17 protein-coding genes are annotated in these 25,752 nt (G+C 60.4%); all 17 read left to right on the top strand.

Annotated features, from left to right (window positions below; translation table 11 throughout):
- Nucleotides 1–1,822 precede the first annotated feature (1,822 nt).
- Entirely contained in the window at nt 1,823–2,758 is a 936-nt protein-coding gene (locus J8I35_RS19120) for a GDP-L-fucose synthase (protein ID WP_124556119.1), read from the top strand.
- A gap of 86 nt (nt 2,759–2,844) precedes the next feature.
- Entirely contained in the window at nt 2,845–4,200 is a 1,356-nt protein-coding gene (locus J8I35_RS19115) for an FkbM family methyltransferase (protein ID WP_124556118.1), read from the top strand.
- Nucleotides 4,143–6,398, top strand: a complete 2,256-nt coding sequence (locus J8I35_RS19110; protein WP_348522274.1) for a glycosyltransferase — start codon at nt 4,143–4,145, stop codon at nt 6,396–6,398. The genes J8I35_RS19115 and J8I35_RS19110 overlap by 58 nt, the downstream gene beginning before the upstream one ends.
- Nucleotides 6,399–6,725: 327 nt before the next feature.
- Nucleotides 6,726–7,499, top strand: a complete 774-nt coding sequence (locus tag J8I35_RS19105; RefSeq protein ID WP_185723024.1) for a sulfotransferase domain-containing protein — start codon at nt 6,726–6,728, stop codon at nt 7,497–7,499.
- Between the two features lie 827 nt (nt 7,500–8,326).
- Nucleotides 8,327–9,388: a dTDP-glucose 4,6-dehydratase gene (gene rfbB, locus J8I35_RS19100; protein ID WP_209926580.1), complete on the top strand. Its 1,062-nt coding sequence runs from the start codon at nt 8,327–8,329 to the stop codon at nt 9,386–9,388.
- An 11-nt stretch (nt 9,389–9,399) separates the two neighbouring features.
- Complete coding sequence (rfbA, locus tag J8I35_RS19095) at nt 9,400–10,293, top strand: glucose-1-phosphate thymidylyltransferase RfbA (protein ID WP_209926565.1); 894 nt, start codon at nt 9,400–9,402, stop codon at nt 10,291–10,293.
- Entirely contained in the window at nt 10,278–10,829 is a 552-nt protein-coding gene (gene rfbC, locus J8I35_RS19090; protein WP_124556115.1) for a dTDP-4-dehydrorhamnose 3,5-epimerase, read from the top strand. The genes rfbA and rfbC overlap by 16 nt, the downstream gene beginning before the upstream one ends.
- 8 nt (nt 10,830–10,837) lie before the next feature.
- Entirely contained in the window at nt 10,838–11,719 is an 882-nt protein-coding gene (gene rfbD / locus J8I35_RS19085) for a dTDP-4-dehydrorhamnose reductase (RefSeq protein ID WP_124630632.1), read from the top strand.
- A 239-nt stretch (nt 11,720–11,958) separates the two neighbouring features.
- Nucleotides 11,959–13,404 (top strand): mannose-1-phosphate guanylyltransferase/mannose-6-phosphate isomerase, encoded by a 1,446-nt coding sequence (locus J8I35_RS19080; protein ID WP_124556113.1) that lies wholly within the window; start codon nt 11,959–11,961, stop codon nt 13,402–13,404.
- A gap of 205 nt (nt 13,405–13,609) precedes the next feature.
- Nucleotides 13,610–15,118, top strand: a complete 1,509-nt coding sequence (locus tag J8I35_RS19075) for a methyltransferase domain-containing protein (RefSeq protein WP_348522273.1) — start codon at nt 13,610–13,612, stop codon at nt 15,116–15,118.
- Nucleotides 15,118–18,837: a glycosyltransferase gene (locus J8I35_RS19070; RefSeq protein ID WP_209926563.1), complete on the top strand. Its 3,720-nt coding sequence runs from the start codon at nt 15,118–15,120 to the stop codon at nt 18,835–18,837. The genes J8I35_RS19075 and J8I35_RS19070 overlap by 1 nt, the downstream gene beginning before the upstream one ends.
- A 12-nt stretch (nt 18,838–18,849) precedes the next feature.
- On the top strand, nt 18,850–19,890 hold the full coding sequence (gene gmd / locus J8I35_RS19065) for a GDP-mannose 4,6-dehydratase (protein WP_209926562.1): 1,041 nt from the start codon (nt 18,850–18,852) through the stop codon (nt 19,888–19,890).
- Nucleotides 19,868–20,785 carry an NAD-dependent epimerase/dehydratase family protein gene (locus J8I35_RS19060; protein WP_209926561.1) on the top strand — a complete coding sequence of 306 codons (918 nt, stop codon included), beginning with the start codon at nt 19,868–19,870 and terminating at the stop codon, nt 20,783–20,785. The genes gmd and J8I35_RS19060 overlap by 23 nt, the downstream gene beginning before the upstream one ends.
- Before the next feature lie 202 nt (nt 20,786–20,987).
- Entirely contained in the window at nt 20,988–22,052 is a 1,065-nt protein-coding gene (locus J8I35_RS19055) for a glycosyltransferase family 1 protein (protein ID WP_249746030.1), read from the top strand.
- Complete coding sequence (locus J8I35_RS19050) at nt 22,049–23,239, top strand: glycosyltransferase (protein ID WP_124556108.1); 1,191 nt, start codon at nt 22,049–22,051, stop codon at nt 23,237–23,239. The genes J8I35_RS19055 and J8I35_RS19050 overlap by 4 nt, the downstream gene beginning before the upstream one ends.
- A 525-nt stretch (nt 23,240–23,764) precedes the next feature.
- Nucleotides 23,765–24,730: an SDR family oxidoreductase gene (locus J8I35_RS19045; RefSeq protein ID WP_124556107.1), complete on the top strand. Its 966-nt coding sequence runs from the start codon at nt 23,765–23,767 to the stop codon at nt 24,728–24,730.
- A 5-nt stretch (nt 24,731–24,735) separates the two neighbouring features.
- Nucleotides 24,736–25,752 (top strand): glycosyltransferase family 4 protein, encoded by a 1,017-nt coding sequence (locus J8I35_RS19040; protein ID WP_209926559.1) that lies wholly within the window; start codon nt 24,736–24,738, stop codon nt 25,750–25,752.

The following is a 25,752-nucleotide window of genomic DNA, read 5'->3' as shown; positions in this document are numbered from 1 at the left end:
CGGCTCTGTGCCGAGTCGATCGGCTGCCTGCGTCTTATCATGTAAGGTCGACCATGCTGTCCGGCGTCTGCGCTTGGAGCAGCGAATTGCCCGATATCTGAGCGATTCACTTCCGGGGTACACACAAGATCATAGGTTTCGACGGCGCGCCGCCTGCGCAAACCACCCGCGCGGCGGTTCCGGAGCCGTCGCCGACGCGTGATATGCCGCGGGCGACGACGTATTCGTTGCGCGCGCAGCGTGTTTTCAGCGCGTGATCATTGATGGAGTGCGGTGCCAGGTTACCTCGTTCAGCTTTTTCTGCCTCATTTCCCTGCGTTGCTGATAACGACGTCTGCGTCACAGGGCAACCTGATGTCGGCGGCGCACGGCTCGCGTTTCCCGGACAGTTGTCGATCCTGCCGAGAGCATGCGACCGATACGTGCGCAGCCGAATCGCAGAGTGGTGCCGCCATAGTTCGCCCGACGGCATGCGTGGGCCGATTAATGCGGTGCTGTTCATCCATTCGACGTACGTCCTCCGCAATTGTGGCTAAAGCCGCACGTTTGCATCATCTACTCCGACGAAGACCGGATCGACGCGTTTGGTGTTCGTAACGACTGGTATTTCGAATGTGCGTGGGACTCGCATCTCTTCTATTCGGAAAGCATATTTTGCCGTTCGGGCGCGCTTCACAAGAGGCTCGTGGAGAAGGGGCGGATTCCATGTCGGCTTCAAACTCGGCAGGATTGGTGCATTGAGTTGTGATTCATCGAGCAGTTCGGCGCCGCCGGCATCCGTCAATATTCCCCGGCGTACTGTATTGGCGACGCGTGCCGGCCGCGAGTGTTTCGCTAGCCGATGCGAGGCCAGGCGTCAAGGAGGGCGGCGCGTGTTAAGCCGCATTTCGTATGGCGTGGCATCTGGGCGCCGTCGAATAGACGGGGTGAAACTGCCGTGTTCGCTAGCCGAAGCAGCCAGCCCGTGCCACCTCTCATGAGTCAGACCATCCTGACGCGGTTTGCGGCCGACCGGTGCTGGCATCGACAGCGTTGTAGCGAGGACGCATTTCCCCGGCCATGAAATCGTTACCGTCGGTAACGAAGCGGACGATTCGGTCAAGATTGCGCATGTCAAATCGCTCGTGAGCCAGACTCGGATCCGTGTGCCTCGCGACGAGCGACCGTTCAATTGTTCAGCACTGACAATGTGACCGTCGATGGCGGCCGACCTGGGATCCCGCTGCCGCCGCGTTATGGGTACTCCGACTGTATCGCCGCGAATGGGTGCTTTGGAGGGGCGTAACCGCGGTCTTTCGGCAGATCCGGAAAGCGACTGATGAGGGATGTGTGCGGGTTCGGCGATCTGAATCCGACAGCCGCTTTCAACGACGTTGAATTGTGCCTTTTCGTGCGCGACAGAGGCTGTTGAAACTTATGGGCGTAATTTATGGAGCTTTATCATTACGCGTCCACGGCAGGCTCGCGAGGACAACCGGGACAAGGCGCGCGCGGCATACCCGAAATTGTCTACATGTACAAGTGCTGAGTCATGCTCGTGGCCGGCGATCCACTCCCGCAGCTTACCTCCGTCTTTGGAGCGTGACGACCTCGTCTTCTTGGCCCAGTCGCCGCGCGCGAGCAGTTGCGTTGAGGACCCCGCGGCCCATCACACTTGCAGTCGCCTCCTTCGTAGGTTCAGGGTAGCAGGTAGGGTAGTGTCTGTATAATTGTTGCGGATTGTGACGTTTGCGACACCGTGTGCTCTTCCAATGTTGAACTCGATTGCGGTCGCGAAGCGTTTGACAGGAAAGCAACTGGTAAAAATTTGGAGAGTTTAGGAATGGCGGAATCTGAAGAGCGGGTCTTGATCACGGGCGCCGGTGGAGTGATCGGTCACGCATTAAAGCGGGAATTGGCGGATTCGGGGTACTCGAACGTCGTCGCAATCACGAGCAGCGACGTTGATCTTAGAGATCAAAACGCGACTGAAGCAATGTTCAATGAATTGCGCCCGACTATAGTTTTCCATATGGCGGCTCGGGTGTACGGCATCATGGGGAATATGTCCAATCGAGGTATCGCATATCTGGACAACGTTCGGATCAACACCAACGTAGTCGAGGCTGCGCGTCAGACAGGCTGTAAGAAGTTTGTCGCCATGGGCTCGACAGCCATTTACTCTGATCAAGTGCGTCTCCCGATGTCGGAGGAAGAAATCTGGGTTGGGGCGCCGCATCATTCCGAGGCTCCGTACGCACACAGCAAGCGCGGTATGCTTGCGCAACTGGAGGCCTACAAAGATCAATATGGAATGGACTACGCATTTTGCGTATCCACCAATCTCTTTGGTCCGCACGACAAATTCGACGAGAAATTCGGGCATGTCATTCCATCTCTTGTGTCGAAGTTCTATCGTGCGTCTGTTCTAGGGCAGCCCATTTCCGTCTGGGGGTCCGGGAAGGCGGAACGGGACTTTCTCTTCAGTGGCGACGCCGCATACGCGCTTCGCCTTATCGCCGAAAAACACACCGGCGCAATCAATTTGGCGACTGGTCAATCGTATACGATTCGGCATACGGTCGACACGCTTTGCCAGATTTCCGGCTTCAGCGGCAACGTGGAATGGGATGCGACAAAGCCAGATGGCCAAAAGCTGCGAGCATACGATATCTCGCGTCTGACGGCGTTGGGATTCAAGCCACGATTCTCGTTCGACGAAGCGTTGGCGATTACTTACGACTGGTACTGCAAGAACGTTGAGTCAGCCAGAAAGTAATTGGATGGTATTGCCCCTGGTGTGTTTGCGCGTAAAGAGGCGGCACACCATCTCTCTAACGTGTGGTCATTCGAGTTGTTTGATCGATGAAATTTGTATCGTACGCGCAGAACTATGAAGATGTGATGCTCCGGCGCGCGCTCGCTAAAGTCGATCGCGGATTCTACATAGATGTCGGCGCTGCCGAACCGTATGCAGATTCGGTAACGGCAGCATTCTACGAACGTGGCTGGCGTGGCATCAACATCGAGCCAATGCCGGGGCCGTTCGAGAGGCTGGCTCGGGCGCGACCTCAAGACGTCAATCTACAAGTCGCCGTGGAGAACAGGCAGACGGTCGCCCGGTATTTCGCAGTGGATGGCGGTAACGGGATTTCGACGGGTATTCCAAAACTCGCGGAAGAGTATAGGGACGCGAACTGGGACATCAGCCAGGTAACGGTGGCGGTCACGACATTGCGCGATATATGCGAGACATATGTCGGCGAGAAGCCAGTCCATTTTCTCAAAATCGATGTGGAGGGTAACGAAAGAGAGGTGCTGGCGAGTGCCGATTTCAATACCTTTCGTCCCTGGATCATCCTGGTCGAGGCTACGGAGCCGAATTCCCAAATTCCGTCCCATGAAGGTTGGGAAGTTCTTTTGCTGGAAGCAAAATATCATTTCGTTTATTTCGATGGCCTGAATCGCTTCTATGTGTCAGCGGAAAAAATGGACGAATTGAAGCACGCCTTTATGGTTCCGCCAAACTGGTTTGACGGATTTGTTCGGGCATCGGAGTCCGACATGATTCGGCGTGCGACGGATTTGGAGCGGCAACTCGCTGAATTGCAGCGGCAGTTGCAGGAGGCTCATGAGGGATGGCTTTTGGAAAAGGGCGCACGAGAAGAGTTAGAGGTACGGTTGAAGGGCGCATATCACAACATGACTAATCAGGCGCACGGCGAGCAGGCGTCGCAAGTTATTTTGGAAGACGCAAGCCAAGATTGCGTCATGAAGAATCCCGAGATCTCGCACGACGGGATCGATCAACTCAAGGCGCGGCTTGCGGCAAGCGAGGGAGATCTTGAGAACCATCGGATCCAATTGGCCGAGTTGCGCGTCCGATTGACCGAAAATGAAAAGTCCGGACAAGCGCTCAGCGCCGAGCGCGACGCCGCCTACCAGGAACTATTCGAATCATCCAGACATGCTGCGTGGCTGAGCCAGGAAAGAGTGCGCTTGCAGGAAAGGGTCGACGAGTCAGCCAGACATGTTGCGTGGGTGAACCAGGAAAGCGGACGCTTGCAGGGGAAGGTCGGCGAGCTTGAGCACATGGTCGGTACGCTCCGCTTGCAAGAGGAGCGCGTGTCGGCCGCACTGCACGCGGTGCTTCAGAGTACATCGTGGAAATTGACCGGTCCGCTGCGATGTATAAAGCGCATGATGCAACGCCGATCCTAGTATTAATGGAGCAAATTTTGGTATCGAATTCGATTTGCATCATTGGTCGCTGTACTTTCGGCACTGGAATTGGCGCTGTGACTTATGCGGCGTGTGAGATGTTGAGCCGATTTTATGATGTTTCCATTTTTCCGACCGAGCCGCATTTCCGTGCAGAGCGCGAAATCGTACTGCCGAATGGGACGGTGATTCCTGTTTGCGCCGATCTTTCGCAGGCGAAGGTTGTCTTCTATGCGGACGTGCTATGGAACGGTGCATATGATTTGAATTACACCCTGGTTCCGCCGGGTGCATTGCGATTTGCTCATATCGCCTACGACTCCGATGAACTACCGTCTCAATGGGTCAAAGTGCTTAACGAGCACTTCGATTTTGCGCTCTTCATGAGCCATCACTTGGAGGGTGTGGCTCGGAGATCGGGCGTCGAGATAGGGGTGGGTACACTGCCGCTCGCCTTGGACATTGAAGGGCTGTTGAGTCGCCCTTATCGAGCATCGTCGAATGGCAAGATCAAATTCTGTTCGATTGCCGCATTTCACGCGCGTAAAGGTGTCGAGGATCTTGTTGAGGGGTTCATTCGTGCTTTCGGTGATCGACAGGACGTGGAGCTCACGATACATTCGAATCTAGCTATCGGCTCAAGCTTTGAGCGCGTCAAGAATCTGGTCGACTCTAGAAAAGCCACGAATATTGTCATCAGTTGTGCTCCCCTGACTGATCAAGAGAAAAATGCACTGATCGAGGGTTGTGATGTCTTCGTGAATTGCTCTCACGGTGAAGGATATTCCATTGGGCCGCGAGAAGCTCTGGCATTGGGGAAAGTACTCGCAATAACGGCCGTCGGGGGACATAACGATCTAGTTTCGACGCCTGGCGTCTTTGCTATACCGGCTACTATTGCGATGCCGGCGCGTTATCCGGAAATCGACAACCTTGTCGTCGGTCGGCAATTTGCCGCGGACATCGACGATATCAGCGCGGCGCTCACTGGCGCTTTTGAATACGTTTCGTCTGGCATAAGCGCGACGACGGTACGCGCGCGACGCCAACTCGCTGCCGAGTTCAGTTTTACCAATCTGGAGCTGAATTACGGTGAGTTGATCGATACCAAGCTTCGGTCATTTCGGCCCCGGCAATGCGGTTCACGCTTCGCCCGATTGCCGGCCGAATTGCCAGCGACCGTGGAGCGCCTTCTGGGGCATCGTTCTGCATCACTTCCTGGTGTTGATCGTACCGTTGTGCAGTCTCATGACGGCGGCTTCTTCTCGGTCTTCAATGCATTCATGAGCCATTTGGTGTGGGACCAGCGTGACAAGCGGTGTCATATGGTCTTGCCGGACTGGAACGTGGATCGCATGATCAAGCGCTTGGGTACGGCTCAATTCATGAGCTTTTGCTATGGGCGCCCGAGCGAGGGAAATGTGTGGTCCAAGCTGTTCGAGCCGCTCTACGGCCTCAGCGACGCAGATATGGACGACGAGAGCTTTTTGTACACCAAGGGGCGTCCGCCTGTTGCGGTGTTCAATCACGAACGTGAGCCGCAGCTTACCTATGTCCATGCGTATAAATTGTATAAGAGCGGCCAATTTTCTCGTATTCGCTCACAATACAACAAGGCGTTCAAGGATCATGTGCATTTGCGCGCTCCATACCAGCGTGAATTGGACGAATTCCGGGCGAACTTTGCCGGGAAATTTATGATCGCGGCGCACGTCAAGCATCCGAGTCACGTGATCGAGCAGCCGGGCGGAAAAATTGCACACATTCAATCATATATAGATGGGATCAGGCGCCAGATCGATGCTCGCGGATTCGAAGAGGATTCTCCAGACTGGGCGGTATTCCTCGCGACGGATCAGGATCGAGTAATTAATGTCTTCAAGAGAGAATTTGGCGACAAGGTTTTTTGCTATGAGGATGTCCGTCGAACGACCGAGGCTGAAGACGCACGCTACGACCAGTTGGGGGCAGAGGAGCGTCGCGCAGAAGGCTTTCAGGTACAGCACTTGGTCGCTGCAAATCCTGATAACTGGAACATCAGGATGGCTTGGGAGGTCATTCGCGACGCGATGACCATGGCACATTGCAATGTGCTTCTCCACATTGTGAGCAACGTTTCGACAGCAGTGTCGTACATGAATCCGGACATTGAACTCGTTTTTTGTTCCGCTGAAGAGGCAGAGGCCGCACGTCACTGAATGCCTGCTTCACGTTTTGAGCCGCAAGGCATACGGGGCGTGAAGCGCGCTGGGGCTGACGGAAAACCGTAAGATGTGTCGCCGGTCGGTCGAATCGGTACGGCCTATCGGCGGATTGTCGGATGCTGTCAGGCGTGTGATTCCAGCACGGGCCAGCGATACAAGCGTTGGGATCGGCGCGACGCAATTTTCGGGGCTAGAGCCATGACTTCCGCTGTCATTGCTCCGCCGTGCGGCAGAATGGGTGAGGAAGGGACATCGCCGATTGAGGCGGCTGCGTGAGACCTTTCGTTATCTGGAATGTATATGCGAGTTACAGGAGATAGTTTGTCCACCAACGCTCAGGATTGCCCATCTAGCGAAATTTTGCGTATCGCGGTGGTGAGTTCCCCGCGGAGCGGTAATTCATGGATCAGATCAACGCTCGCAGGCGCACTGTCCATGCAGGAGATCGCAGTTCACAATTATCTCGATGCTCCGGCTGTTTTACCGCCGAGGTGCTTCCTTCAGATCCATTGGTATCGCGAGCCGAACTTTCAAGCTTGGCTTCGCGCGAATCAATTTCGGATATTGACGGTAGCAAGACATCCACTCGACGTTCTTGTATCGGCGCTGCACTACATTCGATACGAACCGGGAACGAGCCGATGGCTTGAGGGGAATGTGAAATTGCCTGCGGAGCTGGCGAGCGCCAGCCCGTCCTCGGCCGAGTTTCTCGAGTACGCTCTCAGCATGGGTGCCGAAGATCTGCTTTCGATCACCTATCAATGGTGGAACGATCCCGATGTGCTTCGTCTTCGATACGAAGATGCCGTTGCGAACCCTGAAGTGGTGCTTGGCAATCAGATCGCTGCATTAGGGGGTAGTGCACAGGACGTCGTTCCCTGGCTGGCGCACCTCAGTCTCGAGAAGATGCGTGCGACGCCGAACCGGCACGGATGGCAGGGAAGCCCAGGGCTCTGGCGACGTTTGATTGTCCCGCAAGATGCCATTCGTATCTACCGAAGGCATCGAAGAGTTTTCGATACCTTGGGCTACGCGATTCGGCCATACTTTCTGACGCGTGCATCGGCCTATCGAAACTGGATGGAGCGACTTTAGCAGGTGACACTTGCCGGACAGTCGTGTTCCATAACGAGAGTGCGATGAGCGCTTGATTGTGATGGTTGCCCTGTTGGATCTTGTGGGCGTGGTCAGCCCGCGAGGCGCCGTCTCGCAATGCCGAGAAGGCGGCTGGGGCAAGGTGCGCTTGAGCGCCTTGTTTCCGCGCTCGGAGGATGCTCGCCGCGGCTCGACGGGCCTAAGTGTCGGGCAACGGGGAGCACGGGTCGGCTTAGGTCGATGGGCGGCTGAAGACTTTGTGGGCAACCGAGGTCAGGAGCGTGGCAGCGGTCCTGACGCCGTCCCCCGCATACTGATCAGGGCCGGCCAAAGACAGTGAGCAAGCAACAGACGTTCGACAGCGACCTGGGCCCATTTCCTACTCACAGCGGCGAGTGCTGCAGCCCATAGTGGGGCGCGACAATGATAGGGGGAGTGCGGGCCGGACACGATCGCGGCTTGTTCGCTCCGTGCCGGAATGCTCTGAGTCGCCAGATTTTCCTGCATCGCAGTTCGTTCCGAGTGAGTGGGTAAGAGACACGTTGGTGGCTTCGTAGAACAGACAACGCTCCATCGTGCGCGATCTTGGCGCCGCTTCAGCCGATCGATTTTTTACGATCGTTGTATCAATTTGTTGCAGGCATGAATTTTGCTTGATGCAATTTCCTATCATTGCATTTTCTCGCAAAAATTAGCACTTCGTGACATTGACGCTCATGGCGACCGGTTAAAATCCGGGCCTGACGAGGCTCGGGCGTTGCCACCCGTGATATGTCATGCGACGAGCGCCCCGACCGGGCGTGCCGCACATTTCTAGAGGGAGTCCCATGATTCTGGTGACGGGCGGTGCGGGTTTTATCGGTGCCAACTTCGTTCTCGACTGGCTACACCACCACGACGAACCCGTGCTCAATGTCGACAAGCTGACCTATGCGGGCAATCTGCGCACGCTGCAGTCGCTGATTGATGATCCGAAGCACGTATTTGCGCGTGTCGATATTTGCGATCGCGCCGCGCTCGACGCACTGTTTGCCGAACACAAGCCGCGTGCGGTCGTGCACTTCGCCGCGGAAAGCCACGTCGATCGTTCGATCCATGGCCCCGCCGATTTCGTGCAGACCAATGTCGTCGGCACGTTTACGCTGCTCGACGCGGCGCGCGTGCACTGGAGCGGGCTGAGTGATGCCGACAAGGCCGGATTTCGCTTCCTGCACGTGTCGACCGACGAGGTATTCGGCTCGCTATCCCCGACCGATCCGCAATTCTCCGAAACGACACCATACGCGCCGAACAGCCCGTACTCGGCGACAAAGGCCGGCTCCGATCATCTGGTGCGTGCCTATCACCATACGTACGGCCTCCCGACGCTGACGACCAACTGCTCGAACAACTACGGCCCCTATCAGTTCCCCGAGAAGCTGATTCCGCTGATGATTGCGAACGCGCTTGCGGGCAAGCCGCTGCCGATCTACGGCGACGGCCAGAACGTGCGCGACTGGCTGTACGTCGGCGATCATTGCAGTGCGATCCGCGAGATACTTGCGCGCGGCGTACCGGGAGAGACGTACAACGTCGGTGGCTGGAACGAGAAGAAGAACCTCGACGTCGTGCATACGCTGTGCGAACTGCTCGACAGCACGTGTCCAAAGGCCGCGGGTTCCTATCGTGACCAGATCACCTACGTGACGGATCGTCCCGGCCACGATCGCCGCTACGCGATCGACGCGCACAAGCTCGAACGCGAACTGGGGTGGAAGCCGGTGGAGACGTTCGAGACAGGGCTGGCGAAGACGGTACGCTGGTATCTCGACAATCAGGCTTGGGTTGACGATGTCGTATCGGGCGAATATCGCAAGTGGGTCGAGACGAATTACGCGCAACGCACTTGAGGGCATGGCCGATGGCACGTAAAGGCATCATTCTCGCAGGCGGTTCCGGCACGCGACTGTATCCGATCACGCATGTCGTATCGAAGCAGCTCCTGCCGGTCTACGACAAACCGATGATCTACTATCCGCTGTCCACGCTGATGGTGGCAGGGATCCGCGACGTACTCATCATTTCGACACCGCAGGATACGCCGCGCTTCGAGGCGATGCTCGGCGATGGCAGTCAGTGGGGGATGAATATCCGCTACGCGGTACAGCCGTCACCGGACGGGCTCGCGCAGGCGTTCATCATCGGCAGGGAATTTGTCGGCAACGATCCGTCGGCGCTGATTCTCGGTGACAACATCTTCTACGGGCACGATCTGGCGAAAAAGCTGGAGCGTGCGGACGCGAAGGAGTCGGGCGCGACTGTGTTCGCGTATCACGTGCAGGATCCCGAGCGCTACGGCGTCGTCGAATTCGACAAGCAATTCCACGCGCTGTCGATCGAGGAAAAGCCGGCCGTGCCGCGCTCCAATTATGCGGTGACAGGCTTGTACTTCTACGACAATCAGGTGTGCGACATCGCCGCTGATATCAAGCCATCCGCGCGTGGCGAACTCGAGATCACTGACGTCAATTTGCGCTATCTCGCCGACGGCAAGCTCGACGTCGAGATCATGGGGCGCGGCTATGCATGGCTCGATACCGGCACGCATGATTCGTTGATCGATGCGGCGACGTTCATCGCGACGCTGCAGAAGCGTCAAGGGCTCGTTGTTGCCTGTCCTGAAGAGATCGCCTATCGCAGACAGTGGATCGACGCGGATCAGTTGCGCAAGCTTGCGGTGCCGTTGGCGAAGAACGGCTACGGGCGCTATCTCGAACACGTTCTTTTGGATCAGGTCGCATGGCAATTCAAGTAACGGCAACGGCGCTGCCGGAAGTCAAGATCATCGAGCCGAAGGTGTTCGGCGATGCGCGTGGCCATTTCTATGAAAGCTTCAACGCGCGCGACTTCGCGGAACACGTGGCGGCGGGCGTCGAATTCCTTCAGGACAATCATTCACGCTCGACGAAAGGGGTGCTGCGCGGCCTGCACTACCAGATCCGGCACGCGCAGGGAAAGCTTGTGCGCGTCGTGGAAGGCGAGGTATTCGACGTCGCGGTCGACATCCGCAAGCACTCGCCGAATTTCGGCAAGTGGGTCGGCGTCGTGCTGTCGGCCGAGAACCATCGGCAGGTATGGATTCCTCCGGGCTTCGCGCACGGTTTCGTCGTGCGCTCCGACGCTGCGCAGTTCCTGTACAAGACGACCGATTACTGGTATCCCGAGCACGAGCGCTGCATCGTATGGAACGATCCGGAGATCGGGATCGAATGGCCAATCGATGTGGAACCATTGCTGGCGCCCAAGGATGCCGCGGGGGCGCGACTCAGCGAAGCCGAGGTCTACGTTTGAGGCGGGATATGACGCAGCCGACGATTCTCGTGACCGGGGTAAACGGCCAGGTCGGTTTCGAATTGTTGCGATCGCTCCAGGGGCTCGGCCGAGTGGTGCCGTGTGACCGGTCGACGCTCGATCTTACGGATCTTGATCGTGTGCGCGCTTTCGTCAGGGAGCTGAAGCCGACGCTGATCGTGAATCCAGCCGCTTATACGGCGGTGGACAAGGCGGAGACCGAAATCGAGCTCGCGCGACGGCTGAATGTCGACGTGCCGCGCGTCTTTGCCGAGGAGGCGGCGCGTAGCGGCGGCGCGCTGCTTCACTACTCGACCGATTACGTGTTCGACGGTGCGAAAGCCGGCGCGTATGTGGAAACCGACGCGACGAATCCCCTGAATGCATACGGAGCGACGAAGCTCGAGGGTGAACGCGCGATCGCGGCGACCGGATGTGCGCATTTGATCTTGCGAACGAGCTGGGTGTATGGCCGGCGCGGCAGCAACTTCCTGCTGACGATGCTGAGGTTGGGTGCCGAGCGCGCCGAGTTGCGGGTCGTTGCGGATCAGGTCGGCGCGCCGACCTGGGCCAGGACGATCGCCACCGCGACGTCGCACATCGTCGCCCAGGGCGCGGCATCGGTTGACGCCGACTGGTGGGCGCGCCGCTCCGGTATCTACCATTTCACGTCTGCCGGTGCGACCTCCTGGTGCGGCTTTGCCGAAGCGATATTCGCCATCGCGATGGCTTCGCGCGCGCCGAGGGTCGTGCCGATTTCCTCGGATGACTATCCGACGGCCGCAAGGCGGCCGGCCAACTCGCGAATGGCGCAGGGGAAGCTGACGGCCGCATTCGGCTTGCAGATGCCGGATTGGCGCGATGCGTTGCAGCTGTGCTTGAGCGAGTGACGCGTCACGACGCCGCGCGCGCCGAGGTCGACGTGTTGCGGGCGCTGGGGAATGCCCCGGCCTTCCCCGGCGGTTGTCCCGGGCGCCCCGGCCGTTTCCGGGTAAGGTGGTTCGCCGGCTATAATTCCTGTTTCGGCGCGGTCTGATGCGACCGGCCGACACCGATGCCGGCGGTGTATTGATGCACATGGCGAAGGCTCGACCTTGCCAACGGATACTAAATTTCTGGAGTGAATGCGATGTTAATCCCCGTCATCCTGTCCGGTGGTGCTGGCACCCGACTGTGGCCAGTTTCCCGCGAAGGGCATCCCAAACCGTTCATGAAGCTTGCGGATGGTGAGAGCTTGCTCGTGAAAACCTACCGCCGGGCGGCAGCGGCGAGCGGCAATGATGGGGAATCCGAGCGCGGAGAACTGTTGACGGTCACGAACCGCGACTACTACTTCATGAGCAAGGACGAGTTTGGCTATGCCGCGCTCGGCAATCAGCAGTCCGGTGTATTCATGCTCGAGCCGACCGGTCGCAACACTGCGCCCGCCGTGGCGATGGCGGCGCATCACGTGGCGGACAAGTACGGGCGCGACGCGCTGATGTTGGTGCTCGCAGCCGATCATCTGGTGCAGGATCAGCAGGGTTTCTCGGCTGCGGTCGCGAGCGCGATCGAACTCGCGAAGCAGGACAAACTGGTCACGTTCGGCATCGTGCCGACGGGGCCAGACACGGGCTTTGGCTACATCGAGGCGGGGGATCGGGTCGGCGACGGCCGCGTGGCGCTGCGCTTCGTGGAGAAACCCGACGCGGTGAAGGCTGCCGAATATGTCGCAGCCGGCAACTACCTGTGGAACTCGGGCATGTTCTGTTTCAAGGCCGGTGTGATTCTCGACGAGATGGCGCGCCACGCCCCGGACGTTGCGACGGCCGCCGATGAGTGTTGGGCGTCGCTGCAGGCGGACAAGGGGTCGGCGCAGATGCTCGAGATTCCCGCCGAGTCGTTCCAGAAGATGCCCGACATCTCGATCGATTATGCGGTGATGGAGCGTTCGTCGAAGGTTGTAGTCGTCCCGTCCAGTTTCGGCTGGAGCGATATCGGCTCGTGGGGCGCGGTGCGCGACCTGACCGTGCCGGACCAGGACAGCAACCGGGCCGTCGGCGAGGCGATCTTCGTCGATAGCCGGAACACCTATGTGCAGAGCCAGGATCGTGTCGTCGCGGCGGTTGGCGTCGCCGACCTGATGATCATCGATACGCCGGATGCTCTGCTGGTCGCGAACCCCGATCGCGCGCAGGACGTGAAGCAGGTGGTAGCACGCCTGAAGAAGCAGAATCACGATGCATACAAACTGCATCGCACGGTGAGTCGCCCGTGGGGCACGTACACGGTGCTGGAGGAAGGCCCGCGCTTCAAGATCAAGCGCATTGAAGTCAAGCCGGGTGCGAGCCTCAGCTTGCAGATGCATCATCATCGCAGCGAGCACTGGATCGTCGTGTGCGGGATGGCCAAGGTCGTCAATGGCGATCGGGAAATTTTCGTTCGGACCAACGAATCCACCTACATCCCCGCCGGTCACAAGCACCGCCTCGAGAATCCCGGTGTGCTGGACCTCGTGATGATCGAAGTGCAGAGCGGCGAATATCTCGGCGAAGACGACATCGTTCGCTTCGAAGACGTATACGGCCGGGCTTGATGCCGGAAATGACGCCAGTCCTTCGGATCTAGCGGGGCTCATGGCGTGAAGCGCCAACTGGAAATTCCATTCCAGGTTCGGAATTCCGGTTTGGCGCGGCTGTGCCGTTCTTGACCAGCGATGGCCTGCTCGCGGCGCAGGCGTGCCGCGGGTCTGATGTCGACATATCGCCTTTGATGCGGGCAAGTTGCCGTGGAGCACATGCGTGAAAGCGCTGGGCTGCGCCCGGAACGCGTTCACCCGTGACGTCAACCTGATCCAGGAGCCGCGCTTCTCGCGGTGCTACTTGCCGGTGGTGGATAATTTCGTCGATGTGGCCTGGCTGCTGGACGATGGTGAGGAGTTTGTCGTAGTGGATAGCTTTTATCGCGCGTTTGAAGATCAGCATCGAGGCCCAAGGGAACTGATCAAGAGTCGGCTGGCGAAATACCGGCCGTTTATTGCGCCCCTTGCGAGGCTCTATCCGGGCGGGAAAGCGTTCGATCTGGGTTGCGGTCGCGGTGAATGGCTGGAGTTGATGGGGGAGTCGGGGTTCGCCGCGATCGGCGTGGACCTCGATGGCGATATGCTGGAAGCATGTCGGGAGCGCGGTCAGTCGGTATTTCAGGGCGATGCCATCGAGTATCTCGCTGCGCTCGACGCCAATAGTCACGCGCTCGTTTCGGCGTTTCACGTTGTCGAGCATGTGTCGTTCGAGCAAGTTCGACGAATCGTCAGCGAAGCGTTGCGCGTACTGAAGCCGGGCGGTCTGTTGATTCTCGAGACGCCGAACCCGGAAAATATCGTCGTCGCGGGCTGCAATTTCTATCTGGATCCGAGTCACGTTCGACCGATTCCTTCTGAACTCCTGAGCTTCGTGGGCGAGCATGCCGGATTTGCCAGAGTCAAGCGAATTCGACTGCAGGAGTCCGCTGCGTTGCTGGAAGAGGGTGCGCGAGCCCATCTCATGGATGTGCTCGGCGGTGTAAGTCCGGATTACGCCATTGTTGCCCAAAAATCCTGCGGCGAAGCCGACGCGGCACTTTTCGACGAAGCGTTCGATGCCGATTACGGGCTGTCGCTGGCCGAGCTTGCTGCGCGTTTCGAGGCAGCGGCCGCCGGGGCGCATGAGCATGCCGCTGAACAGATTCAGCAGACCCGGGGCGAAATCGGGCGCTTTCATCAACAGGCCCAGAGCGAAATTGGCCGCCTTCATCGCGAACTGGGCTTGACTCGCGAAGAAGTGGACGGCACCCGCCGTGAGCTGATGCGGGCCCTCGATGAACTGGCGCAGATCCGCAACGACCTGGGGCGTGTCCGCGGTGACCTGGGGCAAGTGAGCGGCGAACTGCGGCGGGTCCAGGACGACGCGCAGCACGCCGCCGAGCAATTGCAGGCGGTCTATGGCAGCACGTCCTGGCGTGTCACTGCGCCCATGCGAAGCGCCGTCACGTTGGCGCGTGGAGCGAAAGCGACGTGCAAATCCTGCCTGAGGCGTGTGCTGTTCCGAAGCGTCGCGTACGTCAATCGCAACCCTCGTCTGCGACGATTGGCGGTGCGAGCACTGGGCGCGATGCCTGGTGTGAAGCAGAGGCTCGTTCGGATCATCGTGGGGGCGCCTGCGCAATCGATGCAGAGAAAGCCGATCGATGACGACGGTTTGACACCCCGCGCGCGCGAAGCGTACATGGCGCTCAAGTCAGCGTTCGCGCCGGACCATGGGGATACTGAATAATGCGTATCGTTGTAGACATGCAAGGGGCGCAGAGCCTCAATTCGCGCAACCGCGGCGTGGGCCGCTACACCGAGTCCATCGTCAAGGCGATGATCCGGAATCGCGGCGACCACGAAATCGTACTGGCGCTGAATGGCGCGTTCGACGAGTCTGCAAGGGTCCTGCGCCAGCAGTTCGAGGCATTGCTCCCGGCTGGGAACATTCACGTCTGGTATGCAGCGGCGCCCGTCGCGCATGCGGATAAAGCCAATGGCTGGCGCCGCCACGCGAGCGAATTGACCTATGAAGCCTTTCTGACGAGCCTGAAGCCGGACTTCATTTATATCGCCAGCTACTTCGAAGGCTTCGGCGATGATTCGGTCACCAGCATTCACGCGCTTCAGACGAACGTGCCGGTCGCGGTCACGCTGTACGACCTGATTCCATACATCTATACCAAGCCTTATCTTGAGAATCCTCTTTTCAAGGATTGGTACCTCGAGAAAATCGAACATCTTCGACGCGCAGATCTGTGGTTGGCCATTTCCGAATCGTCTCGCTCGGAAGGGATCGAATATCTCGATCTCTCGCCCGAGTGGTCGGTCAACATGTCCGCCGATGTCGACGCATGGTTCCGTCCCGAGCAGATTGCCGCCGAGCGCGAAGCTGCGCTGCGAAGCAAATACGGGCTGACGAAACCGTTCGTGCTCTATACGGGCGGGATCGATCACCGCAAGAACGTCGAAGGCATGATCCGCGCGTTCGCATTGCTGCCGTCCGAGTTGAGGAAGTCGCACCAGTTGGCGATCGTTTGTTCGATTCAACCGGCTAGCCGTGATGCATTGACGCGCCTGGCCCGGCAAGTCGGCCTGGACGCGGCTGATGTCGTATGCACGGGCTTTGTGCCCGACGAGGATTTGCTGTCGCTCTATAATCTGTGTCGCTTGTTCGTCTTTCCTTCGTGGCATGAAGGTTTCGGTTTGCCGGTGCTGGAGGCGATGCGTTGCGGCGCGCCCGTCATCGGCGCGAATACGTCGAGCGTTCCCGAGGTGATTGGCTGGGAGGAAGCGCTGTTCGATCCCAAATCCGACGACGCGATTGCGCAGCACATGCAGCGTGGCCTGACGGACGAGGGTTATCGTCAGGCACTGATCGAACACGGGACGCGTCAGGCGGGCAAGTTCTCGTGGGACCGCAGCGGGCGGTGCGCGCTCGATGCAATCGAGCGGCGGCGTCGGGCTTGGCTCGCCGAAACGCGCGAGCCGGAAGTCCAGTCGAAACGGCCCAAACTGGCCTACGTGTCGCCGATGCCGCCGGCCCGCACCGGGATCGCCGACTACAGCGCCGAATTGCTGCCGGAACTGGCGCGCTTTTACGATATCGACGTCATCGTCGATGCGCAGGCAGCGCGGGAAATGCGGCTCGACCAGTTCGCGCCCGTCTCGGTCAAAACGCCGGCGTGGCTGCGCAAGCATGCGGCTTCGTACGATCGGGTGCTCTATCATTTCGGCAACTCGTCATTCCACGAGTACATGTTTTCGCTGCTGGAAGCCGTACCGGGAGTCGTTGTTCTGCACGATTTCTTTCTCTCGGGCGTGCTTGCGCACATGGCCATTCACGGGAACCGCTCCGACGCTTGGTCCAAGGCACTGTATGACGCGCACGGGTACGTCGGCCTGCGGGCACGACATCTGAGCGCGGATATTGCGAACGCGGTCTGGGAGTATCCGTGCAGCCTGGGCGTGGTCCAGAAGAGCCTCGGCGTGATCGTCCATTCTCCCAATTCACTGCGGCTGGCTCGTCACTGGTATGGCGGGGAGGTAGCTGATTGGACCGTCATTCCTCACATGCGCGATGCGAGTACCGCGTCGGGCGGCGGGGACGCGCGCGACGCGCTGGGGATCGGCAAGGACGACTTCGTGGTGTGCGCGTTCGGCGGACTCGGGCCGTCCAAGTTGAATCACCGGCTGCTTCATGCGTGGGGCCAGTCAGCCCTCGCGCGCGATCGGGCTTGTCATCTGATATTCGTCGGGGAAAATCAGCCGACCGAGTATGGCGAGAAACTCGCGCGCACCATTCGGCAAATGGGCGGTCGGGTCCGCATCACGGGTTGGGCCGATGCGCAGATGTTCCGCCGGTATCTGGCGGCAGTCGATGTCGGCGTCCAGTTGCGTACGCTGTCTCGCGGCGAGACGTCCGGGACGGTGCTGGACTGCATGAATTACGGCAAGGCGACGATCGTCAATGCCAACGGAAGCATGGCAGACCTAGATCGCGAGGCGGTATGGATGTTGCCGGACGAGTTTTCCGACGAGCAACTGGTCGACGCGCTGGAAACGCTGCGCTCAGATTCGGCTCGCCGGCAACGGATGGGCGCGCGCGCGCGGGACATCATCGTCACCGCCCATGCGCCCGACGTGTGTGCGCAACAGTATCGCGATGCTGTCGAGCGGTTCTATCTCCACGCGAATGCGAATCCGGTCGTATTGTCTCGCGCCATCGCGCTTCGCGCCGGCCAGGCCAGCGACGACCAGTTGCGCACCTGGGCGCTGAGCGCGGCGAGGAGCTTTGTTCCGCGCAACAACAAGCGGCAATTGTTGGTCGACATCTCCGAACTCGTGCAGGTGGATGCCAGAAGCGGGATCCAGCGCGTCGTGCGCAATCTGCTGAAGGAATGGCTGGATTCTCCTCCTGACGGCTTTCGAGTCGAGCCGGTTTATGCCACGACGACGGACTCCTATCGGTATGCACGTCACTTCACCGCGCGGCTGATGGGCTTCGAGGACGGCTGGCTGCAGGACGAGCCGATCGACTATGCGGCAGGAGACGTATTCGTCGGCCTGGATCTGCAACCGCGGGTCGTGCCAGCGCAGCGGGCGTTTTATCAAACCATGCGACTGCAGGGTGTGCAGGTCAAGTTTGTCGTCTACGATCTGCTTTGCGTGCTGCTCCCGCAGTATTTCGTTCCTGGCGCGGCCGACGGGTTTACGGGGTGGCTCGATGTCGTGGCGGAGAACGACGGCGCGCTGTGCATTTCGCAGGCCGTGGCGGCGGATTTGTCGTCATGGCTGGCAACGCACGCGCCGGATCGCGCACGCGCGTTCGAGATCGACTGGTTCCATCTCGGGGCGGACATCGAAAATTTCGCGACGTCTTCGGAAATCCCGCGAGACGGAAGCAAGGTGCTTCAACACCTGCGCAATGCCCCGACCTTCCTGATGGTGGGGACGCTGGAACCCCGCAAGGGGCATGCTCAGGTACTGGATGCGTTCGAGCAGCTGTGGCGCGACAATCGGAACGTCAATCTGGTCGTCGTGGGGCGACAGGGCTGGATGGTGGAGGATCTGGTCGGCCGCCTGCGAGCACACACGGAGCAGGCGCGCCGCTTGTTCTGGCTGGAAAATGCCTCGGACGTTTATTTGGAGAAAATCTATGGGGCAAGCTCGTGTCTGATTGCGGCGTCTTATGGTGAAGGCTTTGGTTTGCCGCTGATCGAAGCCGCGCAACATGGATTGGCGATCATCGCGCGCGATCTGCCGGTGTTTCGCGAAGTGGCAGGCGAGCATGCATTCTATTTTTCCGCGCAAGACGGACGCGAGCTGGCGACCGAGATCGACGCATGGCTGGAGCTCCGGGCCCAGCAGCAGGCGCCTTCGTCTCGCGGTATGCCGTTCCTGACCTGGGCGCAGAGTGCTCGCCAATTGGCAAAAATTCTCATGCGCGATGAAGCGTATTCTTAAAGTAGGGTCATTATGTCCAAGAAAACTTCCATCATCACTGGCATCACCGGACAAGACGGTGCTTATCTGGCCGAGTTGCTGCTCGATAAGGGCTACACGGTCTACGGCACCTACCGCCGCACCAGCTCGGTGAACTTCTGGCGCATCGAGGAGCTCGGCATCGCCAAGCATCCGAACCTGCATCTGGTCGAATATGATCTGACCGATCTGTCGGCGAGCATTCGCCTGCTTCAGACGACCGGGGCAACGGAGGTGTACAACCTCGCCGCGCAGAGCTTCGTCGGCGTGTCCTTCGACCAGCCGGTCACCACTGCCGAGATCACCGGCATCGGCCCGCTGAACCTGCTCGAGGCGATCCGCATCGTCAATCCGAAGATCCGCTTCTACCAAGCGAGCACGTCCGAGATGTTCGGCAAGGTGCAGGCGATCCCGCAGATCGAATCGACGCCGTTCTATCCGCGCAGCCCGTATGGTGTGGCGAAGCTGTATGCGCACTGGATTACGGTCAACTATCGCGAGAGCTACGACATCTTCGGCTGCAGCGGGATCCTGTTCAATCACGAGTCGCCGCTGCGCGGCCGCGAATTCGTCACGCGCAAGATCACCGACTCCGTCGCGAAGATCAAGCTCGGCCAGCTCGACGTGCTCGAACTGGGCAACATGGATGCAAAGCGCGACTGGGGCTTTGCGAAGGAGTACGTCGAGGGTATGTGGCGCATGCTGCAGGCCGACGAGCCGGATACGTACGTGCTGGCCACGAACCGGACCGAGACCGTGCGGGATTTCGTGAGCATGGCGTTCAAGGCGGCCGGCATCGACCTCGAGTTCAAGGGCAGCGACGAGCAGGAAATCGCCGTCGATGTCGCCACCGGCAAGACGCTGGTTCGCGTGAATCCGAAGTTCCATCGGCCGGCCGAAGTCGATCTGCTGATCGGCAATCCGGAGAAGGCCAAGCAGAAGCTCGGCTGGACACCGGAGACGACGCTGGAGCAGCTGTGCGCGATGATGGTTGAAGCGGATTTGCGCCGAAATGAACGCGGCTTCTCGTTCTGATACCCCGCGCGCCCTGGTGACGGGGCTCGGCGGCTTTACCGGCGACTATCTCGCGAAGTCGTTGCAGGCGGCCGGCTATCGCGTATTCGGCACGACGCACGGCGCCGAGGCGACCGGCGCCGGCATGTACCGGGTCGATCTGTGCGACCGGGCGGCGCTGGCAAAGGTCGTCGCGGACGTGCAGCCGGACGTGGTCGCGCATCTCGCCGCGGTCTCGTTCGTCGCGCACGGTGATGCGGACGCGATCTATCGCACCAATGTGGTCGGTTCGCGGAACCTGCTGGAAGCGCTCGCGAATCTGGCGAACCGTCCGCGGGCGATTCTGCTGGCGAGCAGCGCCAATATCTATGGCAATGCGGCGGTCGAGATCATTGACGAATCGGTCGAGCCGAATCCCGCGAACGATTACGCGGTTAGCAAACTGGCGATGGAGTACTTGGCGCGCCTGTGGCGAGACAAACTGCCGATCGTCGTTGCGCGTCCGTTCAACTACACGGGTGTCGGGCAGTCGCCGCAGTTTCTGCTGCCGAAGATAGTCGGCCATTTCCAGCGCGGCGAGCGTGTGATCGAACTCGGCAATATCGATGTCGAGCGAGATTTTTCCGACGTGAGGCGCGTGGTGGACGCCTATCGGCGCCTTCTGGAACAGGCACCGGCTGGTGGCGTGTTCAACGTTTGTTCGGGCCGCTCGGTGTCGCTGAAGGCGGTGATCGCGATGATGGAGCAGATCGCCGGCTATACGATCGACGTCCAGGTCAATCCCGCATTCGTACGGGCGAACGAGGTGCGCCGACTGCAGGGTGATGGTGCGCGATTGCAGGCCGCTATCGGGCCGCTCGGCGACATTCCGCTGGAGAGTACGTTGCGCTGGATGTTCGAAGCGGGGCGTGGGTGAGAGTTGGTTACGGTATGGTCGCGTCGGTCTCGCGTGGTGCGTACGTCGTCTTGCCGGGCGCGTGTCGGCGGTTTGTTGAACCTGCAGGGTACGACGAGGTATCGGCGTCGTTCGGCCGGCTTGTACGATTCTCTGCGTTCGGTGGCCGCGTTCGCGCCGCTTATGAGTCGGCTCGGATGAGGAGCAGCACGTGAAGTTGGGGGTGGATATCACCTGGATGGTGGGCAATTACCGCGGCATGGGGCGATTCGCCCGACAACTGGTGGAACCGGTCAGCTCGTCGGTGCTGGGTCTGGCCCCGAGTGGCGTGAGTGCCGAGGAATGGCCGTTTGTCAGTGACGGACATGGTTTCTTCCCGTGGTGGGAACAGGTCGAGTTGCCGCGCTTGTGCCGCGAGCAAAAGCTCGACTATCTGCTATGCCCGTATAACACGGGGCCGCTGCGGTCCACCGGCAACACGCGGGTGATCGCGGTTGTCCATGACCTGATCTACATGAAGCCGTGGCATGTGCTGCCGCCGGCGCGATCGCTGTATCAGACTGTTGGGCGAGTCTACCGTCGTCAAGTGGTGCCGCGGCTCGTCCGCCGGGCCGACGCCGTGCTCACCATCTCAAGCTTCACGCAGCGAGAGTTGATGGAGCGGTTCGGGTTGCGCGAGGCGGACGTTCCTGTCATTCCGTGCACGATTTCGGACGACTGGTTCGCGCCGCCGGTCAGTCGGTCTGCCCGCCAACCGTATCTGTTCACGGTGGCGGGGGAAGTGCCCAGCAAGAACGTTGACCGTTTGCTGCAGGCTTTCGCGATGGCGAGGCCCGCGCTGGGCGATGACGCACGGCTCAGGATCGCGGGAATCAAATCCGACCATCACGCGCACTTTCTCGGGCGAGCGAATGCGCTCGGGCTGGAGGGCTTCGTCGAACTGCTGGGCTACGTGTCGCGAGAGGATCTGCGGCAACAGTATCGCCACGCCCGCGCATTCATCTTTGCGTCGTTGTTCGAAGGGTTCGGGATTCCATTGCTGGAAGCGATGGCGTCCGGTACGCCCGTCGCATGCAGCAACACGACGTCGATGCCCGAGATCGTCGGCGAGTGCGGCCTGCAGTTCGATCCTTATTCGGTCGAGGAGATGGCCGAGCAGATCCGCAACATATGGAGCGACAGCACGCGATTCGACGTAGCGGTCGGTGCCGGCATGGACCGCGCGCGCACGTTTTCGGCGTCTGCCGTTCGCCCATCGATTCAGGATTTCTGGGCCCGCCTGTCATGAGCCAGAACAAGAAGAAACTGCTGGTGCTGACGCCGCGGTTTCCGTACCCGGTGATCGGCGGCGACAAGCTGCGGATCTACCATCTTTGTCGCGTGCTGTCCCGCCATTACTCGCTGACGCTGCTGAGCATGTGCGAGACCGAGGAAGAAATGCGCGCCGTGTTGCCGGACGATGGCGTGTTCGACCATGTCGAGCGGGTTTTCCTGTCGCGTCGTCGGTCGTACGTCAATACGCTGCTCGCGTTGCCGACGCGCACGCCGTTGCAGGTCGCGTACTACCGGAGCCGCGCGTTTGCGGCGGCGGTGGCGAGATTGCTGTCGTCGCACGATGGCGTATTCGTGCATCTCGTGCGTTGTGCTGAATATGTACGCAAGTCGGACAAGCCGCGCATCCTCGAGATGACCGACGCGATCTCGCTCAACTACAGTCGCGTGAAGCAGTTGAAGAACGTACGAGGGCTGAAGTCGCGCGTGTTCGGTATCGAGGCAAAGCGCCTGCTCGACTACGAGCGCACGATCGTCGACGACTTCGATCTTTCGGTGCTGGTGTCCAGAACCGATCGCGACTACCTGTTTCCCGGCGCGTCGGGCAAGAACGTGATGGTGTGCTCGAACGGTGTCGACCTGTCGGGCCTGCCGTACACGCCGCGCAGCATGGCGAGCCGGATCATGATTTTCATCGGCGACATGCGCACGGTCCAGAACCAGGATATGTGCCACTTTTTCGCCGAAGCCGTGTTGCCGTTGCTGCGCAAGCGTGCCGACTATCGTTTCCGGATCGTGGGGTCGATCGTTCCTGCACTCGCCGAACGTTTTCGTGCATACGACGGCGTCGAAGTGACCGGCCGGGTCGAGTCGGTTGCGCAAGCTGCTTTCGATGGCGCAATCGGCGTATGTCCGATGCGCATCGGCGCGGGCGTGCAGAACAAGATTCTCGAATACATGGCGCTCGGGCTACCCGTCGTTACCACGTCGCTGGGCCATGAGGGCTTGGGCGCGGAAGGGGGGCGGGAACTGTTGATCGCCGATACGCCGGAGGAATTCGTCGAGTGCATCGAACAGCTCGTTGCCGACGAGGCCGCATCGGCAGAGATGGCGGCGCGAGCGCGAACCTTCGTAGAACGTGAGCATGGGTGGGAGCGAATGATCGCGCCGCTCGTCGAAAAGGTGGATGCGTTGCTGGCCTGATCGCTGTCGTGCCGGATTGTCGCGGCCCAGACGCGCCCGGCTCGCTTGCAAGCAGCAGTTCGACTGTCGTCGGCCCGGCCATTCGCGGTGTCCGGCTTGGAGGCCGCGAGCCGGCACGGTTACAATTTGGCACGCCCGATGGACCCCGATGCCGGCCGTGGCCGTCTTCTTTCACGATATCGTGGCCGGGGAGGGCGATCGCGGTCACATAAGCGATGCAGCATTTATGGTCGAATCAGAGGCCGCGCATCGATTCGTATCGGCCCAGCCACGGCCGGCTCCACGGTGGTGCGAATCGATGACGGCGCCCACGATCGATATTCTTCTCGTTTTCGAGAGTCCAGCCGTGTATTTCTTTGGTCCCCTTCCCATATGCGTGCGCCCACTGGGCACAGGCAGCCCCGCGTGCCATGCAGTCCGGCGCGCCGTCATGCGCGTGCCTGCCGCTCCGATTTCGCGTGTGGTCATCGGCAATGGCATCGCACGGTTATGTAACGATGTCCGTCGGCTGAATCGGAGGCGACCATGACGCATCTCGTCGTTACCGGCGCGAACGGCTTCGTCGGCCGCGCGGTTTGTCGTCGCGCGTTGGCCGCGGGGCACGCCGTCACCGCACTGGTGCGGCGGCCGGGCGGATGCGTCGACGGCGTACGAGAATGGGTGCATGGCGGTGCCGACTTCGATGGCCTCGACGAAGCGTGGCCGGCCGACCTCTGCGCCGATTGCGTGATCCACCTGGCCGCACGCGTGCACGTCATGCGCGATGAGTCGCCCGATCCCGACGCCGCATTCGATGCGACCAACGTCGCGGGCACGCTGCGTCTTGCCGAAGCCGCGCGCAAGCATGGCGTGCGTCGGATCTTGTACGCGAGCAGCATCAAGGCGGTGGGCGAAAGCGACGGCGGCGCGCCGTTGTCCGAAAGCATGCATCCCGACCCACAGGACGCATACGGCCGCTCGAAACTGCGTGCGGAGCAGCAACTCGTGCAGTTCGGTGCATCGGCCGGGCTCGATGTCGTCGTCGTGCGACCGCCGCTCGTCTACGGCCCGTCCGTCCGTGCCAATTTTCTGCGAATGATGGACGCGGTGGCGCGCGGGATTCCGCTGCCGCTCGGTTCTGTCTCCGCGCGCCGCAGTATCGTCTACGTGGACAATCTCGCCGATGCGATGCTGCAATGCGCGACGGACCCGCGCGCGGCCGGCGAATGCTTCCACGTCGCCGACGACGACGCACCGTCCGTCACGGGCCTGTTGCGTCTGGTCGGCGACGCTCTTGGCAAGCCGGCGCGGCTTCTGCCGGTTCCGGCTGCGTTGCTACGTGCGCTCGGCAAGCTGACCGGCCGCAGCGCGGCGATCGACCGCCTGACCGGCAGCCTGCAGCTCGACACGGGCCGAATCAAGCGCGTGCTTGGCTGGCAACCGCCTTATACGACTCGGCAGGGCCTCGAAGCGACCGCTGCATGGTATCGTTCGCGCGATACACAACAATAGCCCACATGCATTTCCCGATATTCACGTGGCCCCTGGCGGTTACGGTGGCGTTGGCCGCCGCCATCGCATCGACGGCCATCCTGCGCGTGCTGCTCGCGACCGGCCTCGCTTGGCGCCTCGCCACCGACATCCCGAACGATCGTTCGCTCCATACGCTCCCGACGCCGCGCGTCGGCGGCTGGGGCATCGTGCCGGTTTGCACCGTCGCGCTGCTGGTGCTGGCGCCGCACCTGTGGCTGATCGCAGTCTCCGCCGCCGCGCTTGCCGCGATGTCGCAGATCGACGATCGACGCGGGCTACCGGCCCGCGTGCGGTTCTCGGTGCACCTGGCGGCCGTCGTCGCGCTGATCGCGGTCTATCCAGCCGATGCGCCGTGGTGGCTGCTCGTCGGCGTCGGCTTCGTGATGGTCTGGCTCACGAACCTGTACAACTTCATGGACGGCGCCGACGGCCTCGCGGGCGGCATGGCGCTGTTCGGCTTCGGCGCGTACGCGATCGCGGCAGCGACCGGCGCGCATCCGTCCCCCGATCTCGCCTTGACCGCCGCGGCGGTGGCGGGCGCGGCGTTCGGCTTCCTGCTACTCAACTTCCATCCGGCGAGGCTGTTTCTCGGCGATGCCGGCTCAATCCCGCTCGGTTTCCTGGCCGGCGCGCTCGGCTATTGGGGCTGGCGTACGAGCGTGTGGCCGATCTGGTTTCCAGCCCTAGTGTTCGCGCCCTTTATTGCTGACGCATCTGTAACACTTCTGAGACGTCTGTTACGCGGCGAAAAGTTCTGGCAAGCGCACCGGGAGCACTATTATCAAAGGATGGTCCGATCAGGCGTAGGTCACGGTCGGACCGCTCTTTATTGGTACCTCATCATGCTCGCAGGCATAATCGTCGCCGTGTGGGCAAAGGACCGCCCGGAATGGCAGCAATGGCTGTCGTTCTTCGCGTGGTACGCCGTCCTGGCATGGTTCGGATGGGTGATCGACGTGCGCTGGCGCCGGTTTCAGTCCGCCGCCGAAAATAACTCTTGA

Origin of the sequence: Burkholderia sp. CpTa8-5 (assembly GCF_017815045.1) — a bacterium.
In the GTDB taxonomy this organism is placed as follows: Bacteria; Pseudomonadota; Gammaproteobacteria; order Burkholderiales; family Burkholderiaceae; genus Burkholderia; species Burkholderia sola.
The sequence above is the reverse complement of the archived record's forward strand: the minus strand, read 5'-3'. Positions and strand labels throughout refer to the sequence as shown.

What these genes read in the sequence shown, in the direction of transcription:
- rfbA (WP_209926565.1), top strand. Translation starts at nt 9,400, where the DNA reads ATGGCACGTAAAGGCATCATTCTCGCAGGCGGTTCCGGCACGCGACTG.
- gmd (WP_209926562.1), top strand. Translation starts at nt 18,850, where the DNA reads ATGTCCAAGAAAACTTCCATCATCACTGGCATCACCGGACAAGACGGT.
- J8I35_RS19070 (WP_209926563.1), top strand. Translation starts at nt 15,118, where the DNA reads ATGCGTATCGTTGTAGACATGCAAGGGGCGCAGAGCCTCAATTCGCGC.
- rfbD (WP_124630632.1), top strand. Translation starts at nt 10,838, where the DNA reads ATGACGCAGCCGACGATTCTCGTGACCGGGGTAAACGGCCAGGTCGGT.
- J8I35_RS19080 (WP_124556113.1), top strand. Translation starts at nt 11,959, where the DNA reads ATGTTAATCCCCGTCATCCTGTCCGGTGGTGCTGGCACCCGACTGTGG.
- rfbB (WP_209926580.1), top strand. Translation starts at nt 8,327, where the DNA reads ATGATTCTGGTGACGGGCGGTGCGGGTTTTATCGGTGCCAACTTCGTT.
- J8I35_RS19040 (WP_209926559.1), top strand. Translation starts at nt 24,736, where the DNA reads ATGCATTTCCCGATATTCACGTGGCCCCTGGCGGTTACGGTGGCGTTG.
- J8I35_RS19060 (WP_209926561.1), top strand. Translation starts at nt 19,868, where the DNA reads ATGAACGCGGCTTCTCGTTCTGATACCCCGCGCGCCCTGGTGACGGGG.
- J8I35_RS19120 (WP_124556119.1), top strand. Translation starts at nt 1,823, where the DNA reads ATGGCGGAATCTGAAGAGCGGGTCTTGATCACGGGCGCCGGTGGAGTG.
- J8I35_RS19050 (WP_124556108.1), top strand. Translation starts at nt 22,049, where the DNA reads ATGAGCCAGAACAAGAAGAAACTGCTGGTGCTGACGCCGCGGTTTCCG.
- J8I35_RS19045 (WP_124556107.1), top strand. Translation starts at nt 23,765, where the DNA reads ATGACGCATCTCGTCGTTACCGGCGCGAACGGCTTCGTCGGCCGCGCG.
- J8I35_RS19115 (WP_124556118.1), top strand. Translation starts at nt 2,845, where the DNA reads ATGAAATTTGTATCGTACGCGCAGAACTATGAAGATGTGATGCTCCGG.
- rfbC (WP_124556115.1), top strand. Translation starts at nt 10,278, where the DNA reads ATGGCAATTCAAGTAACGGCAACGGCGCTGCCGGAAGTCAAGATCATC.